Origin of the sequence: Aliinostoc sp. HNIBRCY26 (genome assembly GCF_050235535.1) — a bacterium.
Lineage (GTDB): Bacteria > Cyanobacteriota > Cyanobacteriia > Cyanobacteriales > Nostocaceae > Trichormus.
The window spans coordinates 6,217,941-6,234,318 of the sequence record NZ_CP189852.1; the positions used below are offsets into that span (position 1 = coordinate 6,217,941).

Consider the following 16,378-nt stretch of genomic DNA (forward strand, 5'->3'; position numbering starts at 1 on the left):
ATCGCTTCTCAGCCACTCATAGCTATTTTACACCTGTGGAGAATGGGAGCGATCGCTATGATTTCAGGATGATGAGTGTAATGATTGAGTTGCTTTTTGTATATTATTTTTGTAGTAACAACTCGAAGAATGTTTCTTTGTCAATGCCAATATCTTGAATCATTCCCATCAAAGTACCTTGTTTTATGTCTTTTCCAGAATGAATTGGCACTACAACTCGATTACCCTGAACATTCTTGTAAATAGCATGACTACCCTTTTGACGATCCAGATAAAAACCTAATTTTTCAATAACTTTTACAAAGTCTTTAGCTTTGACACTAGGAAAGTTGCTCATATTAGAATACTTAATGGCTTAACAATTAAATCCTCTTTAGGTATAGGTTGATGATCAGCCATTAAACTTTCAATATATAACTCAATAGCTTCTGTAATATTCTCAACAGCTTCTTCAAAGGTATCGCCTTGAGAATGACAGCCTTTGAGAATAGGACAAAAGGCATGGTATCCACCATCGGCTTCTTTTTCTAGAAGAACTGTATAGTTATAAACTTGCTTATTCTTGTTTTCCATATATTTTCACCTTTTTTGACAGCTACTAATTTTTAGGTTATACCCTTTTTAGCCAAAAAGGGTTTAGGTAATTGATTTTATGGAAGTTAGGCTGAGAGTAAGGGTTTAACTTTACCAAAACGGCGATCGCGTTGCTGATAACTGAGTAAAGCTTTATACAGTGCTTCTCGATTAAAATCAGGCCAAAAAATATCAGTGAAATACATTTCTGTATAAGCCATTTGCCACAATAGAAAATTGCTCAACCGCATCTCTCCACTAGTACGAATTAGCAAATCTGGTGCGGGAGTATTTGCTGTGTATAAATGTTGTTCTACTAAATTTTCATTAATGTCGGCTGCGTTGAGTTTACCCTGTTCTACAAGTTCCGCTATTTGATAACAGGCTCTAGTAATTTCGTTACGACTACCGTAATTGACTGCAAGAGTAAAGTGAATTTCTTGATTCTTTGCCGTCTCTGCCATTGAATTTGCAATTTCTGTGTGCAGAGATGGGGGTAAGGCTGACAAATCACCAATGAAAGAAATTCTCACTCCTTCTCGGTGCATTTCGGCTAATTCGCGGCGCAGTAATCGCTCAAATAAGAGCATTAAAAAGTCTACTTCTTCTATGGGACGTTGCCAATTTTCGGTGGAGAAAGCGTAAGCTGTGAGAGCTTTGATTCCCCAATCTTTGCAGCAACGTAAAATTTCTTTGAGGGTTTTTGCACCTTGGCGATGTCCGGCTATGCGGGGTAGTCCTCGGCTATTTGCCCATCTACCGTTACCATCCATGATGATGGCTAGGTGTTGGGGGATTTTTTGGGGGTCTAAATCTAGGGGTAAATTCATGGTGTTGATGAGGGGATTTATTTAAAGTTCACGCAGAGGCGCAGAGACGCAAAGAAGGGTGCGGAGGGTTATTCAAAGAGATTTTGTAAGTATTGGGGTGTTAGGGTGTTGTGCCATTTCCAGAGGTGGTGCATGGTGTAGGTGAAGGTGAACAGGAGGGTGGCTTTGTTGCTGAATGTCCAAGCTTTCCAGTTGAGGGTGTTCATCATCCGGCGCAGGGTACGCATCAGGTTATTGCGTTCATAGTTTTGGGAACGGGTTTTGATGAGGGTTTTGGTGATGCGGATGAGTCCGGTGTCGGGATAAGCCCAAACTCCAAAACCCCAGAATTTGGTCATGTGGTTAACTTCGTCTTTGGTGAGTTCTTCTAAAACGTCTTGGAGTGCGCCTGTAGTGTGTGCCATCATCCACAGGTAAAGACAGGTGGCACCGTATTCTGTGGCGACGCGGTGTAAACCGTGGCGATATAGGTCTTCTTGGGGGTCATCTGTAGGAAGGTAGCCTCTAACTGTGCGGAGTTTGGGGGTGATTTTTTCGCCGGTAAGTTGGGTGTAAACTTTGAGTAAGGCGGGGGTGTGTTGACGTTCTTCTTTCTCCCATAGGCCGATTTCTTGGAGTTCGCCATCTTCACCGACTGTTCCACCGACAACGCGCGCCATGTGGGGATGTAATTGTTCTAAATACTGGCGACTGGTTTGGGTGTAGCCGCGAATCGGGGCTTCTGTATCCAATGCACCTATCAAAATGGATAAAAATACTTCTGGATCTACGCCGATAATTTGATTACGGTTGATGGCTTGCCAATCAATATGTTTCCAAGGGCGGGTTTGATGATTGGTAAATTGCGTAGGTAAATCTTCTAAGCGTTCTTGTAGTTTTTCGGTAGCTACATAATTATCTATCAGTGAGCGTAGACGCTGCTGTATTTGCCAGTAGTTAGGACTGGTATAGCTTTGGCCTGCCAAGTCTTCTGCTAGTGGGGTGGTAGTATTCACCATGTTTTTTATACTTTTAACTCTACGCCCAATAGCCTAAGCGATCGCACCTGTGTTTGTCAGTCGGTGAAAGTCGGTAGTTTGATATGATGCAGTTGCTAAAGTCGGCGCAAAAGTCGGATTTATTTGGTGTGTTAATTTAGGTTACAAATATGCAATTGATAATTTAGTTACCTCTCCTTTTTCAAGGGGATATTTAGGGTGAGGTAAAAATATGTTGATACATCAATCATGACTTTTCAAACATTAGGAAAAGTCGGGTAAAAAGTCGGATTCATAAAAACTTATCCGAAAGTTGGGGGAGAAAAACTGTAGATTAATCTATAGTTGTAAAATCTAACTACCCTCATCGTTACACAATGAACGCTGAAGCAGCATTAACATGGTTAGAAAGCATCATTCCTGCTCAAACTGGGGAAAGATTGAGCGATTTGCAAAAAGTGATTCTTCAGCAGGTTTGGTTGGGTAGAAAATATTTAGATATCGCCCGCAGTTACGGTTGTACGGAAGGACACGTTAAGGATGTAGGCTCACAATTATGGAAGTTACTTTCTCAGGTTTTGCGACAGAAGATTACTAAAAGCAATTGTCGCACTACTTTGGAACGAGTTCTGAGAAAAACTTCTGCTATATCCAATACTTTTTGCTTAACTTCTCCCCCTACCCCTCTCCTACAAGGCGAGGGGAGTAATTTTCCCCCATTCCCTTGCAGGAAAGGGGGGTTAGGTTTGCAAACTGTCTCAACACTAGAAGATACTAATTTTATTGGAAGACAAGACGCGATCGCTCACCTGAATACTTTGGTAAATCAAGGTGCGAAGGTAATTGTTATCCAGGGTGAGGGAGGGTTAGGTAAAACGACTCTTGCCCAGCAATATCTGCAAAATCAGGGTTTTGACTTGGTTTTAGAACTATTAATGGCGAAGGAAAGCCAAAATATTACGTCGGTGGAACGGGTGGTGGAGGAGTGGCTAAAACAAGACTTTGGGGAAGAACCAGGGGTGGAGTTTGGGGTGACGTTGGGAAGACTCAAACGCCAACTCCATCACCGACGAGTTGGGGTGTTAATTGATAATTTTGAACCAGCATTAGATCATCAAGGAAAATTGATTGCGCCTCACCGCAGTTATGTAGAACTGTTGCGGGTTTTGGCTGATGTGCGGGTACAATCTGTGACTCTAATTACTAGTCGCGATCGCCTGTGTGAACCTGGAATTAATATACATCACTATCGACTGCCGAGTTTAGACCAAGGTGCATGGCTGAAATTTTTTAGTCACCGAGGCTTAATTATCGACACGCCCACTTTGCAACAAATACATCATACCTATGGCGGTAATGCCAAAGCAATGGGCATTATTTGCGGTGCAATTCAAGAGGATTGTGGTGGTGATTTGACTTTATATTGGCAAGAAAATCACACAGATCCTTTAGCAGCAACCGACTTAAAAAATTTAGCTGTCAGCCAAATTAATCGCTTGCAAAACCTTGATTCCCAAGCTTATCGCCTGCTGTGTCGTTTGGGATGTTACCGTTATCAAGATATCCCTAAAATTCCCTCGTCAGGATTATTTTGTTTACTTTGGGATGTACCAAAAACCGAACATCGTCAGATTATTACTTCCCTGAGAAATCGCTCTTTAATCGAGTGTGAGCAAGGAGAATATTGGCTACATCCGGTAATTCGAGCCGAAGCGATCGCACGTTTACGCAATAGCGATGATTGGGAAATTACCAACCACAAAGCCGCCGAATTTTGGACAGCTAGCGTCACCGAAATTGCGACATTTTCAGATGCTTTACAGGCTTTAGAAGCATATTATCACTACATAGAAATTAACGCCTTTGATTTAGCAGGTAAAGTGATTCTCAAAAGTCGCAATAATCAATGGCAACAGTTCCTACCTTTGGGTAGTACATTGTATCGGATGGGATTTACTCAACCGATATTAACTGCAATTAATCAAGTGGTAAATAATATTGAGTTTGAGGATAACCTGATTGAACTATACAATATATTAGGTGATTTATATTGGATTACAGGCAAGATTAGCCAAGCTATAACCTGTCAAGAAAAAACCATCAATCTAGCCACACAAGCCCTCAAATCCCTTGTACCACAACCAGAAAATAAACATAAAGTCTACTATCTGAGAATGTTAGAAGTAGATTCGCTGTTAAGTATTGGTCTTTACAAAATAGATTTGTGGGAACTAGAAACAGCCGCCGATTTATTTCAACAAGTAATTTATTTAGCACAAAATACTGACCATCATAGCTGGGCTGAAAAAGCTTCAGTATGTTTAGCCTTAGTGAATTCCTATTTAGGCTTAAATGATGCTGCTTTTGCCTTAGCAGATGTAGCTTATCAAAATATTACGCAAGAAAAACTGGTAAAAACTGGTAGATTTGCCTACTTCATGCAAATCTTAGGTCAAACTTACATCAACCTTGGAGATTTTAGCAAAGCTACAGAAATGTTTCAGCAAGCCTTAACCTTTGCCGAAGCCAGTCATTATATGCAGGTTAAAGCCAAAACATTGACTAGTTTAGCAGAAATCTATCGCCAGCAAGCAGATTACCAACTAGCTCTAACTCACCACCAAGAAGCCATCGAACTATTAGAAAAAATTGGTGCTAAATGTGACCTAGCAGAAGCCTATTTTCAATTAGGCTTAACATATCAAAAAATGTCCAATTATGATAAAAGTGAAATAAATTTTTACCAAGCAAAGCAGCTATTTACTGAAATAAAAGCTCCTAAGCAAGTTAACAAAATTTCAAATTCCGCGTCCAGGTTTACAATCTGCAAAACCTAACGCTTCTGAGTCCAGAAAACTAGCGATTCTCTTTCAGAGACACTACGTGAACGCCATTTCAATAACTGCTTCAATGGGGTACTCAATTTCAGTAGCACGAGCAATTAAAGCAGCTCGAATGCGCTCAGGTAGACGCTCTAAAATAATTTCTGCATCAACAATAGAAAGTTGTTCCTGAACTTTAGCTTGCATAGCTTCATTGTTCGTCAGTAATTATATTGCCATAACTTGTATTCCCGCCTCGCATTTTAGTACATCTTGACAACCCAACATTGATAACAAAATTTGCTGAACTTTAAGATTCATGTAATTTAAAACCCATGAAGTTGTTTCAAGTGCCAACTGAATCATAATCAGGAAGTAGTTTCTCAAAATCGCCACATTAAAAAAGGTAAAAGGCAAAAGGTAAAAGGCAAAAAGTAAAAGATTATTTTTATTGTTCTCTACCCAGTCCCCAATCCCCAGTCCCCAATCCCCATTTAGGAGAAGATATTAATGAAATTGGCTTACTGGATGTATGCAGGCCCAGCCCATATTGGTACTCTAAGAATCGCTAGTTCTTTTAAAAACGTCCATGCTATTATGCACGCGCCTTTGGGCGATGATTACTTTAACGTCATGCGCTCCATGTTATCGCGGGAAAGGGACTTTACCCCAGTTACAGCCAGTGTAGTTGACCGCAACGTTTTGGCGCGTGGTTCTCAAGAAAAGGTGGTTAATAACATCACCCGCAAAGATGCAGAGGAACACCCAGATTTAATTGTGTTAACTCCTACTTGTACCTCTAGTATTTTGCAAGAAGACCTGCACAATTTTGTCGAACGGGCGCAAATAGAAGCCAAATGTGACGTACTGTTGGCGGATGTCAACCACTACCGCGTTAATGAACTGCAAGCAGGCGATCGCACTCTCGTCCAAATCGTACAATACTACATTGAGAAAGCCCGCAAAAAAGGCGAACTCCCCAGCAGCAAAACCGAAAAACCCTCAGTTAACATCATCGGGATTTCTACCCTGGGTTTTCACAATAATCACGACTGTACAGAACTCAAAAAGCTAATGGCTGATTTGGGAATTGAGGTAAACGCCGTCATTCCTGAAGGTGCGTCAGTCCATGAGTTAAAAAACTTACCAAAAGCTTGGTTTAACCTCGTCCCTTATCGGGAACTAGGCTCAATGACAGCTAATTATCTACAAGCTGAGTTTGGTACACCTTATATAGATATTACCCCGATGGGTGTAGTAGAAACTGCTAGATGTATCCGTAAAATTCAGCAGGTAATCAACGAACAAGGCGCGAACGTTGACTATGAAGAATATATCAACGAACAGACCCTGTATGTCTCCCAAGCTGCTTGGTTCTCCCGTTCCATCGACTGTCAAAACTTGACAGGGAAAAAAGCTGTAGTCTTTGGTGACAGTACCCACGCTGCGGCTATGACCAAGATTTTGTCACGAGAAATGGGAATTCATGTTGTGTGGGCGGGGACATACTGCAAATATGATGCTGATTGGTTCAGAGAACAAGTCAGCGAATATTGCGATGAAGTCCTAATTACCGATGATCATGGCATAATCGGGGATGCGATCGCCCGCGTTGAACCCTCCGCCATCTTCGGGACACAAATGGAACGCCACGTCGGGAAACGTTTGGATATTCCCTGCGGTGTAATTGCTGCACCTATTCATGTACAAAACTTCCCCATCGGTTATAAACCATTCTTGGGTTATGAAGGGACAAACCAAATTACAGATTTAATCTACAATTCCTTCACTTTAGGAATGGAAGATCATCTATTAGAAATCTTTGGTGGACACGATACCAAAGAAGTCATTACTAAAGGAATTTCTGCGGAATCTGACTTAAATTGGACAAAAGATGGTTTAGCAGAATTAAATAAAATTCCTGGGTTTGTCAGGGGGAAAGTGAAGCGTAACACCGAAAAATTTGCCCGCGATCGCGGTTTTAAAGATATATCGGCTGAAGTGCTTTACGCTGCTAAAGAAGCCGTCGGAGCTTAATTTTTACATAATTACATAAAAGGGCGAGTTAAGTAATTAACTCGCCCTTTTATAGAATTTGTCAGGAAATAAATAGAAAATACAGGACACAGCTTCTCTATCAATCAGTCCCAGCAAGAGACAGAGTAGACATAGCATAATTTGATTCTCCTTTTTGAGAATTCAGATTCTACGCTGTTTCCAGCCAGTCATAAATTTTTTCTAGTTGTTCTAACGTAATCAAACCATATTGCCACAGAATCATCGGTAGAGGGCCAGGGTCTTGTTCACGATGTCGCAACGCCACCGCTAAAGATGCAGCAGAAATTGATAAATCTTCCTGAAGAAAATGAATTAGTCGTGAATATGTAGATGGTGACATTTGTAACTCACCTCCTTGTTGAGCATTTACTGTTAAGTATTGGTTTTTCATTGATATGTAGCCTTGCAACTATTACTTCACAAGTGAATGTACATTTACCGGATAAACACTCTAGTCAATTTGGGTATTTTTATGAGAATAAAACTATTTATCCTCATAGACGGGGAACAAACCAGATTTTATTAGCTATAGCGATGTTTTACTGCTGATTGTTATGACTCAAAGTGAGCATGAGACATGGATGATATCTTGGCTATTGAAGTGGTGTTTGGCTACACATTCAATAATTAAGATTCCATAGCTAATAGTGCCTTATGCGTGGCTGATTACACTTATGCCAAAAGTCAGATATTAGGCAATGAAATTCACCAGCTTGTGACTCTACCTGATCAATCTTGAGATTTAACATTTTTGACATCATACTAGATAGTAGCCTCAAAATTCATTATTTTACGTATACTTGATAGATTTTTTACGTAAAGATTATGAATTTTGATGAGCTAGAAACTACACAAATCAGCAAGTCCAAGAATTTTTAGGGTAAATCCTTAGTATTTAAAAATTCAATTTTTATACTGTCTCCTTTCTTCAGACTTAATTCCTGAGCGCGTCCTGCTCGCAACTCAATAACCTGATCAATTGGGACATCAGTTCCATAGGTAGGACAAGGTTCATTAGGACAAGGAGGAGCAGCAGTTTGAATATATCTCACTACACCATTGTGTAGAAAAACCATATCCAAAGCCACAGGTACATTCTTCATCCAAAACCGCACTGATTGCGCTGAAGGAAGTTCAAATAACATTCCGCGATTGTCGGGTAAAGCTGGGCGATACATCAGTCCTAGTTGTTGTTGTTCTGGTGTTCGCGCCACTTCTAACTCAATCTTGGTACCATTGGGAACTGTTGCTTGAGCAGAAATAGGTAATGTTTGCCCCAGTGATGCTGGTGTTTGAGTGTTAGTAGGGTTTGCTGTCGGAGATTGAGCAGTGGATTGCACAGAACACCCCATTAATAAAACACTCAACAGCATCGGAAAAAAACTTAACCAACGCATCATACAATTTTTAATTTAGTTATTTAGATATCGATTTTACAGAAATTTTTCAAAAATAGCCTGGTTGGGGATTGGGGATTGGGGACTGGGGATTTGTACTGAGCTTGTCGAAGTATTGGGGATTGGGGACAAGGTAGACAAGGTAGAAGATGAGAAAAACTGTTCCCTGTTCCCTGTTCCCTGTTCCCTGTTCTCTAATGACTATTGACTAATGACTATTGACTAATGACTATTGACTAATGACTAATTCAAGACTCTCTGAGTACGTAGCCTACACCGCGTACTGTTTGAATTAGGCGTTTTTGTCCTTCTTCTTCGATTTTTAGACGTAGGTAGCGAATATAAACTTCTATGACGTTAGATTCGCCCATGAAGTCGTAACCCCAAACGTTTTCTAAAATCTGCTCACGCGTTAAGACTTCGCGGGGATGTTCCATTAAGAATTTTAAAAGTTCAAATTCTTTCATCGTCAAATCCACTATCCGTCCGTTGTAGATGGCACGACGGCTAGCTATATCTAAAATTAGATCACCAAAACGTAACTGTTCGGTGGTATCAATATCGGGTTTGAGGTAAAGCCGTATTAACTTTAAAAAGTCTTCTGAGCGATAGGGTTTAAGAATGTAATCATCAGCACCAGCTTCTAAACAAGCCACCCGATCATCTACTGTATCCCTAGCCATTAGAACTAACACAGGCGATCGCATTCCCGCATTCCTGAGATTTTTACATAACGCCAATCCTGACTCACCTGCAAGCATTCGGTCTACAACTACTAAAGCAGGTTGGCGATCGCGATAGTATTGCAAGCCACTAGACGCATCACTGGCCAAAACAGACTCATAACCAGCTTCCTGCAAATCAAAAGAAAGCTGATTAGCCAAGCTGTCATCGGTTTCTATGACTAAAACACAAGGATTGTGAACTGCTGTCATAACCGTTGGGGATTGGGGATTGGGGATTGGGGACTGGGGACTGGGGATTGGGGATTGGGGACTGGGGATTGGGGAGACAAGGTAGACAAGGTGGACAAGGTAGAAGATGAGAAAAACTGTTCCCTGTTCCCTGTTCCCTGTTCCCTGTTCTCTAATGACTATTGACTAATGACTAAGGTAATTCTACCGAAGTGGGTTTGGCAATATGAGGTAGACCCCAACCTAATTTTTCGCGCAAGATACGGAAAAATTCTGGTGGTTGTAGGCGAATGAATTTGACGCTGTAAGGCGATCGCTCTAAATATACACGATCCTCTGAAAAAACGTAGCAACCCCCATTGCCATCTACTACCATCACCAAGCGCGGAATATTCACCGGATAAATATTCACAGGTTCGGTGTCAGGAAAGACTAAAGCCCTAGAAGCCAATGAATGCGGACAAATAGGTACTAACTGTAATGCGGGTACACCAGGAGTTACCACCGGGCCACCTGCACTTAAGGAATAAGCTGTAGAGCCAGTGGGTGTTGATACAATTACCCCATCAGCAGCAATATCAACCGGTGCATGACGACCTACAGCAATTTCAAAATGGCACATCGAGGTTAATGGTTCTCGATGTAATACCATTTCGTTTAAGCATAGAGCTTCCCAAAGTACGGATTCTCCCCGTAAAACTTTCACAGTGAGCATGGCGCGCTCTTCCAGTTCATACTCACCCGCCATTGCTTGTTCTATGGCTTGGGGTAATTGATTCAGATAAGTTTCCGTCAAAAATCCCATGTGTCCGGTGTTCACCGCCAAAATGGGAATCCCACAAGGAGCCACCTGGCGCGACGCTGCTAATACAGTGCCGTCCCCCCCCAGAACAATCGCAAACTTCATTTCTGAGTCAAACCCAGGCGGCGTTAGACCATCAAGAGGAGTGTGGCATACAGGACTTTCTGGATTAGAGTAGCCCAAAATGCCACCGATGCTTGATGTCATACATACATCCCAACCGGCTGCGGTTAGCTTGTCTTTGATTTCGATAGCCACACGAACGGCTATCGGTTTAACGTCATTGTAGATAATGCCTGCTTTCGGCACACTCAAATATCCAAATACTAGGCGATGCTTTTTCTTATGTAATCCTTACACATTTTGGATCACGAGTCATTAGTATAGAGTCAAAAGTCAACAGTCAACAGTCCACAGTCCACAGTTAACAATAATTTGCTCCTATGTCTAATGGCTCTGTTTGACCAAAACTATTGACTATTAACCTTTTTAAACGGGGTCTTTTTAGATTTTTGCTTTTTAGTCTTCTCGTAATCTAGCTCTTTGAGCTTTTTCATAATCCGGTTGAAATATTCCTGTAGGTAACTTTCTAAAGTTGCTGTCTGTTCTTTTTCTAGTCCAAATACTTGATACACTTCATCCATTGGCGCGTTTAAAGGCTTACCACTCGCCAAAACTTCTGTAAATGCTAGTCTATCTGCTACGTTCAGTCCCCACTGGAAGAAGCTAGCAATGCGGCGCACAGTCCTTAGCAGGCCGATTGGCATTCGTCGTACTTTGGCTTCTTTGCCAGATAAGCGTTCACACAAACTGATAATTTCTTCTGCACTCCAAGCACGAGTTCCCACCACAGGGAAGGCTTGTTTTTCGGTTTCTGGCACACTCAAAGCACGTACAGCAAACTTAGCAATATCTAGAGTATCCATATAAGCGACTGGTGAGGATTCACCAGTTACCCAAACGGGTTGCCCTTCTAAAATAGGTATGCCATATTGACCGATTAATCCTTGCATAAAACCGGCCAAGCGCAAAATTGTGTAATTAATTCCAGATTCAGCTAAATATAGTTCAGTACACCGCTTAATCTCCATCAGGGGGACTTCTGGGTACTTGTCGGCATCAAGAATAGAAAAGAATATAAAACGCTCTACACCCGCAGCTTTTGCCGCTTGGATTAAAGCTACTTGACCTTGCCAGTCTACTTGTTTAATAGTCAAGGAATCGGTAGCACGGGAGGTCGCAGCATCAATTACTGCTGTCACACCTTCTAGTGCGGCTGTGAGGGTTTCAGGGTAACACAAATCACCTTTTACTAGTTCTGCACCCCACTCTTTCAAAAAAGCTGCTTTTTTAGCACTGCGAACTAGACAACGTACCTTATATCCCTCATCGATCGCACGACGAGCCACTTGTCTTCCTAAAGTGCCAGTAGCACCAACTATCAATAATGTCATGAGGGTATTAACAATTTTTAAACTTTTATGAAAAGAATCTTAACAGAATTGTATCTGTAAACAAAAGTTTACTTCTTTTTAAGGAAATCGTCATGAATACCGAGAGACTATTTGAAACAGCGTTGTCCGGTTGGCGGACAAGCTATTTTTTTGTGTAGAGAGTAAAAGTTGTAGTCTCTCGTCAACGGCTATCAGGTAAGATTATTCTCCTGCACCTTGGATCTTCAACAACAAAGCACCTAAAGCCCAGCCTACGAAGATCAGGCTAAAGGGTAGGATAGCTGCTGTTAACATTTCGCTGCTCATTGGTGTATTCTCCTTTGTAAATAGTGGATCTGTAAGGGCAGAAGACCAAACCACATGATGATTCTCATGCTTGGTGGGGCTACTGATTAGGATTAGACCTGTGTAAATAATTCTAAACCAGTTTGATGGTCAATCTCTAATATTGGTCAATGGTCAATAGTCAATAGTCAATAGTCATTAGTCATTAGTTCTTCTCCCTTGTCTACCTTGTCTCCCCAGTCCCCAGTCCCCAATCCCCAATCCCCAATCCCCAACCCCCAATCCTTATGTATCAAACTAATCAAGATTTGGTGGTAAATTTACAACCACAGCGTCCACGTTTGGCGATTACTATGGGAGATCCGGCTGGTATTGGCCCGGAGGTGATTTTAAAGGCTTTAGCAAATCCTGAAATTGATCAAAACTGTGAGTTGACTGTCATCGGTAATCGGGATTTGCTGCTACAAATATATGAAGAACTGATGACTGAGAATTTAACGCCTTTGGTGAATCCCTCTGAGTTAAATGTCCTGGATGTGCCGTTAAATACAGATATTCAGAGAGCAGAAATTATTACAGGTGTGGGAAATGCAGCTAGTGGTGCGGCTAGTTTTGCTTATATGGAATATGCGATCGCACAAACTCTAGCTGGTGCATTTGATGGAATTGTTACAGCCCCAATTGCTAAATCCGCGTGGAAAGCCGCAGGTCATGACTATCCAGGACAAACGGAATTATTAGCCCAAAAGGCTGGTGTGACGAGGTTTGGGATGTTATTCGTGGCGCGATCGCCTTACACTGGTTGGACACTCCGCACTTTATTAGCTACTACCCACATTCCCCTATCGCAAGTTGCAGATACTCTTACACCAGAGTTATTAAGCAAAAAATTAGATTTGTTGGTGGAGTGTTTAGAGCAAGATTTTGGCATTACTCATGGGAGAATTGCGATCGCAGGTTTAAATCCCCACAGTGGCGAACAAGGACAATTAGGAACTGAGGAACAAGATTGGTTGATTCCTTGGCTAGAGTCAGAACAGCAAAAACGCCCTAATTTTCAGCTAGAAGGACTAATTCCTCCTGATACAATGTGGGTTAAGCCTGGTCAAGCTTGGTATGGTATTTCTCAAACCAAAAATCCCGCCGATGCTTATTTGGCACTTTATCACGACCAAGGTTTAATTCCCGTGAAGTTAATGGCTTTTGACCGTGCGGTAAATACTTCTATTGGGCTACCTTTTGTTCGCACTTCCCCTGATCACGGAACAGCATTTGATATTGCAGGTAAGGGAATCGCTGATGCTACTAGTATGAAAGCAGCTATAGAGTTAGGGGTTGAGTTGGTTAATCAAAGGAAATTAGTCAATAGTCAATAGTCATTAGTCAATAGTCATTAGTCAATAGTCATTAGTCATTAGTCATTAGTCAATAGTCATTAGTCAATAGTCAATAGTCATTAGTCGTTAGTTATTCACGCGAGCTAAATTTACAACAGCTTATCAACGTTTATCAGGGATAATTTTAAATTTATCTGCTGAACCTAACGAATAATCTTCTAATTTAAAATCAGCGAAAGGTTTATTTCTCAATCTGTCTCTTAAGGCTTCATTGACAATAATACCTTTGGTTTGGTTTCTCATACCCATAATAATTACACTATTTTGATATCTACTTAATTGTTTGTCCTTTTCACAGCCCTCTTTTTGAAATCTTCCTAAATTTAATACACTATAATTTCTGACATTAGTATTTTTAAATATTTTTTTTACTAAATTCTGGACATTTTGAGAACGTTCTAAAGCTCGACTATGGGCAGTTGCCAGTTTTAAGTTACAATTTGCTGTACCTACAGAAATTATCTCTGTGGGTTTTTCCATAATTTCCTGAATGCCCTCTTGCTCTAACATTAACTTTAAAACATCAAGACTAATGGTTTGATTGGTATTTGTGATTTGAAAGTTACTATCAGCTAACCATTGATAATCTACGGATAAAACAGCTATATTAAATTCTGCTTCTCTGCCTTGGTTATCTCTACCTACCTCATAAGGAAAATAATCAATTTTGCCTTTTCTGTGTGGTGATTGCGTAACTGTTGGGAGTAGTGTGACAAACTGCTGATTATAAGTTAAAAATGCAACTACGCTGAGTAATCCCAAGGAAACTAATAGTGCAGTCAGTAAAGCGGTGAGAGATATTTGTCGGATGTGCTTACTTGACGGTGATAAGAGAGGCTCGATTTGTGGTTGTTTAAACTCTATATTTGGAGATTCTGCAATAATTTTATGATCTTCAGATTTAGGATGGTTTTTTGTAGTTGTAAGTTCTTCTAGACGTAACAAAATTGCTTTTGAATTGGCTGGGCGATAGTTTATTTCTGGTGTCATCAACCAATCAACTAAATTTAAAAATGAAGATGAATATTGATGAGCGTATCTACGCCAATGTAATAAATTATGGCGCGCATCATACATATCTAAGGGATGCTTTCTGGCTAACAAAAAAGTGAAAGTGCGTCCTAGTGCAAAGAAATCTGATCGCAGTGTCATTTTCCCTTGCATTTGTTCTGGCGCGCTATAACCAGAGGACATTGTAGGCGTGTTACTGCGATTTTGGTAATTTTGAGTTAATTGTTTTGCTGTGCTGAAGTCAATTAAAACTAGTTGTCCATTGGGACGAATAAGAATATTTGAGGGTTTAATATTTAAATGTAGATAACCTTGATTGTGGACTAAATCTAAAATCTCTGCTGTTTGTCTTAACCAAGCGATCGCCTGTTTTTCGGAAAGAAGCTGCTGTTGTTTTTCTAACCACTCTTCTAAATTAATCCCCTCAATTTTTTCTAATACCAGACAGTATAAAATTACGTCATTTCTAGTATGGTGTTGAAAATACGCATCTACTCTAGGAATACCAGGATGATTGAGTTTTCCCAGAAAAACAGCTTCTTGATGAAACAATTCTACAGCTTTGCTATCAGTAGCTGAATTTGCTGGTAATACCTTGATAATTTTATCTGTACCTTGTTCCTCAGCTAGATAAACCTTGCCAAATCCAGTCGTGTCACTCAATAAATGTTTGACTCGATAACGTCCGACTAATTCCAACTGAGAACCACAACTTTGACAAAAGCGGTTTTTTCCATTGAGGGGATGATTTGGTTTAGGGCAAACTGGATTTATGCAAAGGCTCATGATGTGAAGTCATTAGTCAAATTTTGAATTTTGAATTTTGAATTTTGAATTGATTAGCCCTATGCCCTATCTTTGAGAAATGATGCAACTGTTTGATTAAATGTGGCTGGTGCGGTTAGAAAAGGCCAGTGATTACCAGGAACTTGGCAGATGCGGAGATTTTTTAAGTAGGTTTTATAGGGTTTGATTTGCCAGTCAAAACGGTTTAAACCTTGTTCTGGCTGGATGAATAGGGAGGGAGTGTCTACAGGGGCGATGAACCCAGGGACGCGCATCACATCTTCAAAAATGCCGTCACGGGCGTTAATAGTGAACTTACTACCCCAACTACCATCGGGTTTTTGTTCTAGTCCGGTTTGAAAAACTTGCTGTTGTAATGTACTCCAACCCTGATACTGATTTAACTGCTTGGCTTGGGTTTCGGCTACTTCGTAGCTAGTAAATGGCCCCATCCCCTTCAGAAAAGATAGATAACGGTACAACAGGGGGAAAGTTAGCCGGAACAGGCTGGGCATTTGCCAAATGAAAATGGGATCAACTAGCACCATACTCCGCAGACGTTGGGGGCTAACTCTAGCCCAGATAGCAGCTAGTTTACCTGTCCAGGAATGAGTCACAATATCAGCAGATGACCACCCCAGATGATCCATGAGTAATTCTAGATCAGCGATCGCACTAGAAAAAGTATAGTCTGTTTCTGGCTTACTACTTTCACCATGACCCCGCATATCAGGCGCAACTATATGATACTCCGCCGCTAAATCATCTCCCAAGCTCGACCACACCAAAGCATGATCTGCTAACCCATGCAGCAGCAGCAAAGGTTTTTTACCTTGATTCCACTCCAGGTAAGACAATTTAATCTCAGATGTTACTAAAGTTTGACGTACAGGCATTGTCTTTAAAAATTCAAAATTCAAAATTCAAAATTCAAAATACTCTACGAGTTTGCGGTAGCGTTGCCAAGCATTGGCTTGCGCCTACAAAATTCAAAATCAGGGAAGTCTGAGTTGGCATCCTGGTTGCGGGGATAGAGTAAATTCCAAGTACGTTGACTAATTACATCCATCCT

Annotated in this window: 15 protein-coding genes and 1 pseudogene; 3 read left to right on the plus strand and 13 right to left on the minus strand. The window is 40.9% G+C overall.

All coding sequences use genetic code 11. From position 1 onward, the window contains the following. Positions 1 to 103: 103 nt before the first annotated feature. The 4 genes from ACQFX9_RS26275 to ACQFX9_RS26290 all read right to left on the minus strand — a co-directional run bounded on the left by ACQFX9_RS26275 (position 104) and on the right by ACQFX9_RS26290 (position 2,401). Positions 104 to 337 carry a type II toxin-antitoxin system HicA family toxin gene (locus tag ACQFX9_RS26275; protein ID WP_427159497.1) on the minus strand — a complete coding sequence of 78 codons (234 nt, stop codon included), beginning with the start codon at positions 335 to 337 and terminating at the stop codon, positions 104 to 106. Continuing rightward, positions 334 to 573, minus strand: a complete 240-nt coding sequence (locus ACQFX9_RS26280; RefSeq protein ID WP_427159498.1) for a type II toxin-antitoxin system HicB family antitoxin — start codon at positions 571 to 573, stop codon at positions 334 to 336. Before ACQFX9_RS26280 ends, ACQFX9_RS26275 begins: the two co-directional genes overlap by 4 nt. Positions 574 to 659: 86 nt before the next feature. Further along, positions 660 to 1,403 carry an isoprenyl transferase gene (locus tag ACQFX9_RS26285; RefSeq protein ID WP_427159499.1) on the minus strand — a complete coding sequence of 248 codons (744 nt, stop codon included), beginning with the start codon at positions 1,401 to 1,403 and terminating at the stop codon, positions 660 to 662. Between the two features lie 68 nt (positions 1,404 to 1,471). Then, positions 1,472 to 2,401 (minus strand): ferritin-like domain-containing protein, encoded by a 930-nt coding sequence (locus tag ACQFX9_RS26290; RefSeq protein WP_427159501.1) that lies wholly within the window; start codon positions 2,399 to 2,401, stop codon positions 1,472 to 1,474. A gap of 356 nt (positions 2,402 to 2,757) precedes the next feature. On the opposite strand from ACQFX9_RS26290, the gene ACQFX9_RS26295 reads away from it, so the two are divergent. After that, complete coding sequence (locus ACQFX9_RS26295) at positions 2,758 to 5,217, plus strand: tetratricopeptide repeat protein (protein WP_427159502.1); 2,460 nt, start codon at positions 2,758 to 2,760, stop codon at positions 5,215 to 5,217. Here ACQFX9_RS26295 and ACQFX9_RS26300 read toward each other — a convergent pair. Next, a pseudogene (locus tag ACQFX9_RS26300) lies at positions 5,179 to 5,409 on the minus strand (hypothetical protein). The gene ACQFX9_RS26295 and the pseudogene ACQFX9_RS26300 overlap by 39 nt on opposite strands. A 303-nt stretch (positions 5,410 to 5,712) precedes the next feature. Between ACQFX9_RS26300 and bchB the strand changes: the two are divergent. Further along, positions 5,713 to 7,239: a ferredoxin:protochlorophyllide reductase (ATP-dependent) subunit B gene (gene bchB, locus ACQFX9_RS26305; protein ID WP_427159503.1), complete on the plus strand. Its 1,527-nt coding sequence runs from the start codon at positions 5,713 to 5,715 to the stop codon at positions 7,237 to 7,239. Between the two features lie 169 nt (positions 7,240 to 7,408). On the opposite strand, the gene ACQFX9_RS26310 is transcribed toward bchB, so the two are convergent. The 6 genes from ACQFX9_RS26310 to petM all read right to left on the minus strand — a co-directional run bounded on the left by ACQFX9_RS26310 (position 7,409) and on the right by petM (position 12,133). Next, positions 7,409 to 7,600 (minus strand): DUF2949 domain-containing protein, encoded by a 192-nt coding sequence (locus ACQFX9_RS26310; protein WP_103140622.1) that lies wholly within the window; start codon positions 7,598 to 7,600, stop codon positions 7,409 to 7,411. Positions 7,601 to 8,135: 535 nt separating this feature from the next. Next, complete coding sequence (locus tag ACQFX9_RS26315; RefSeq protein WP_427159504.1) at positions 8,136 to 8,660, minus strand: DUF192 domain-containing protein; 525 nt, start codon at positions 8,658 to 8,660, stop codon at positions 8,136 to 8,138. A 245-nt stretch (positions 8,661 to 8,905) separates the two neighbouring features. After that, a complete protein-coding gene (gene nblR, locus ACQFX9_RS26320; RefSeq protein WP_427159505.1) occupies positions 8,906 to 9,592 on the minus strand; it encodes a response regulator transcription factor NblR in 687 nt (228 codons plus the stop codon). Between the two features lie 172 nt (positions 9,593 to 9,764). Then, the gene (locus tag ACQFX9_RS26325) at positions 9,765 to 10,682 is read right to left on the minus strand and encodes an NAD(+) kinase (RefSeq protein WP_427159506.1); all 918 of its coding nucleotides are present in this window, start codon (positions 10,680 to 10,682) and stop codon (positions 9,765 to 9,767) included. 161 nt (positions 10,683 to 10,843) lie between these two features. Beyond that, a complete protein-coding gene (locus tag ACQFX9_RS26330) occupies positions 10,844 to 11,827 on the minus strand; it encodes an SDR family oxidoreductase (protein ID WP_103136472.1) in 984 nt (327 codons plus the stop codon). Between the two features lie 201 nt (positions 11,828 to 12,028). Then, positions 12,029 to 12,133, minus strand: a complete 105-nt coding sequence (gene petM / locus ACQFX9_RS26335; RefSeq protein ID WP_103136471.1) for a cytochrome b6-f complex subunit PetM — start codon at positions 12,131 to 12,133, stop codon at positions 12,029 to 12,031. 266 nt (positions 12,134 to 12,399) lie between these two features. Between petM and pdxA the strand changes: the two genes are divergently transcribed. After that, positions 12,400 to 13,488 (plus strand): 4-hydroxythreonine-4-phosphate dehydrogenase PdxA, encoded by a 1,089-nt coding sequence (gene pdxA / locus ACQFX9_RS26340; RefSeq protein WP_427159507.1) that lies wholly within the window; start codon positions 12,400 to 12,402, stop codon positions 13,486 to 13,488. A 123-nt stretch (positions 13,489 to 13,611) separates the two neighbouring features. Here pdxA and ACQFX9_RS26345 read toward each other — a convergent pair whose 3' ends face one another. Together ACQFX9_RS26345 and ACQFX9_RS26350 are read right to left on the minus strand one after the other, a co-directional pair. Further along, positions 13,612 to 15,306 carry a serine/threonine protein kinase gene (locus tag ACQFX9_RS26345; protein ID WP_427159508.1) on the minus strand — a complete coding sequence of 565 codons (1,695 nt, stop codon included), beginning with the start codon at positions 15,304 to 15,306 and terminating at the stop codon, positions 13,612 to 13,614. Positions 15,307 to 15,365: 59 nt separating this feature from the next. Then, entirely contained in the window at positions 15,366 to 16,202 is an 837-nt protein-coding gene (locus ACQFX9_RS26350; protein WP_427159509.1) for an alpha/beta fold hydrolase, read from the minus strand. Positions 16,203 to 16,378: the final 176 nt, after the last annotated feature.

What these genes read in the sequence shown, in the direction of transcription:
- ACQFX9_RS26275 (WP_427159497.1), bottom strand. Translation starts at nt 337, where the DNA reads ATGAGCAACTTTCCTAGTGTCAAAGCTAAAGACTTTGTAAAAGTTATT.
- ACQFX9_RS26285 (WP_427159499.1), bottom strand. Translation starts at nt 1,403, where the DNA reads ATGAATTTACCCCTAGATTTAGACCCCCAAAAAATCCCCCAACACCTA.
- ACQFX9_RS26330 (WP_103136472.1), bottom strand. Translation starts at nt 11,827, where the DNA reads ATGACATTATTGATAGTTGGTGCTACTGGCACTTTAGGAAGACAAGTG.
- ACQFX9_RS26295 (WP_427159502.1), top strand. Translation starts at nt 2,758, where the DNA reads ATGAACGCTGAAGCAGCATTAACATGGTTAGAAAGCATCATTCCTGCT.
- ACQFX9_RS26345 (WP_427159508.1), bottom strand. Translation starts at nt 15,306, where the DNA reads ATGAGCCTTTGCATAAATCCAGTTTGCCCTAAACCAAATCATCCCCTC.
- bchB (WP_427159503.1), top strand. Translation starts at nt 5,713, where the DNA reads ATGAAATTGGCTTACTGGATGTATGCAGGCCCAGCCCATATTGGTACT.
- ACQFX9_RS26310 (WP_103140622.1), bottom strand. Translation starts at nt 7,600, where the DNA reads ATGTCACCATCTACATATTCACGACTAATTCATTTTCTTCAGGAAGAT.
- ACQFX9_RS26315 (WP_427159504.1), bottom strand. Translation starts at nt 8,660, where the DNA reads ATGATGCGTTGGTTAAGTTTTTTTCCGATGCTGTTGAGTGTTTTATTA.
- petM (WP_103136471.1), bottom strand. Translation starts at nt 12,133, where the DNA reads ATGAGCAGCGAAATGTTAACAGCAGCTATCCTACCCTTTAGCCTGATC.
- ACQFX9_RS26290 (WP_427159501.1), bottom strand. Translation starts at nt 2,401, where the DNA reads ATGGTGAATACTACCACCCCACTAGCAGAAGACTTGGCAGGCCAAAGC.
- nblR (WP_427159505.1), bottom strand. Translation starts at nt 9,592, where the DNA reads ATGACAGCAGTTCACAATCCTTGTGTTTTAGTCATAGAAACCGATGAC.
- pdxA (WP_427159507.1), top strand. Translation starts at nt 12,400, where the DNA reads ATGTATCAAACTAATCAAGATTTGGTGGTAAATTTACAACCACAGCGT.
- ACQFX9_RS26280 (WP_427159498.1), bottom strand. Translation starts at nt 573, where the DNA reads ATGGAAAACAAGAATAAGCAAGTTTATAACTATACAGTTCTTCTAGAA.
- ACQFX9_RS26350 (WP_427159509.1), bottom strand. Translation starts at nt 16,202, where the DNA reads ATGCCTGTACGTCAAACTTTAGTAACATCTGAGATTAAATTGTCTTAC.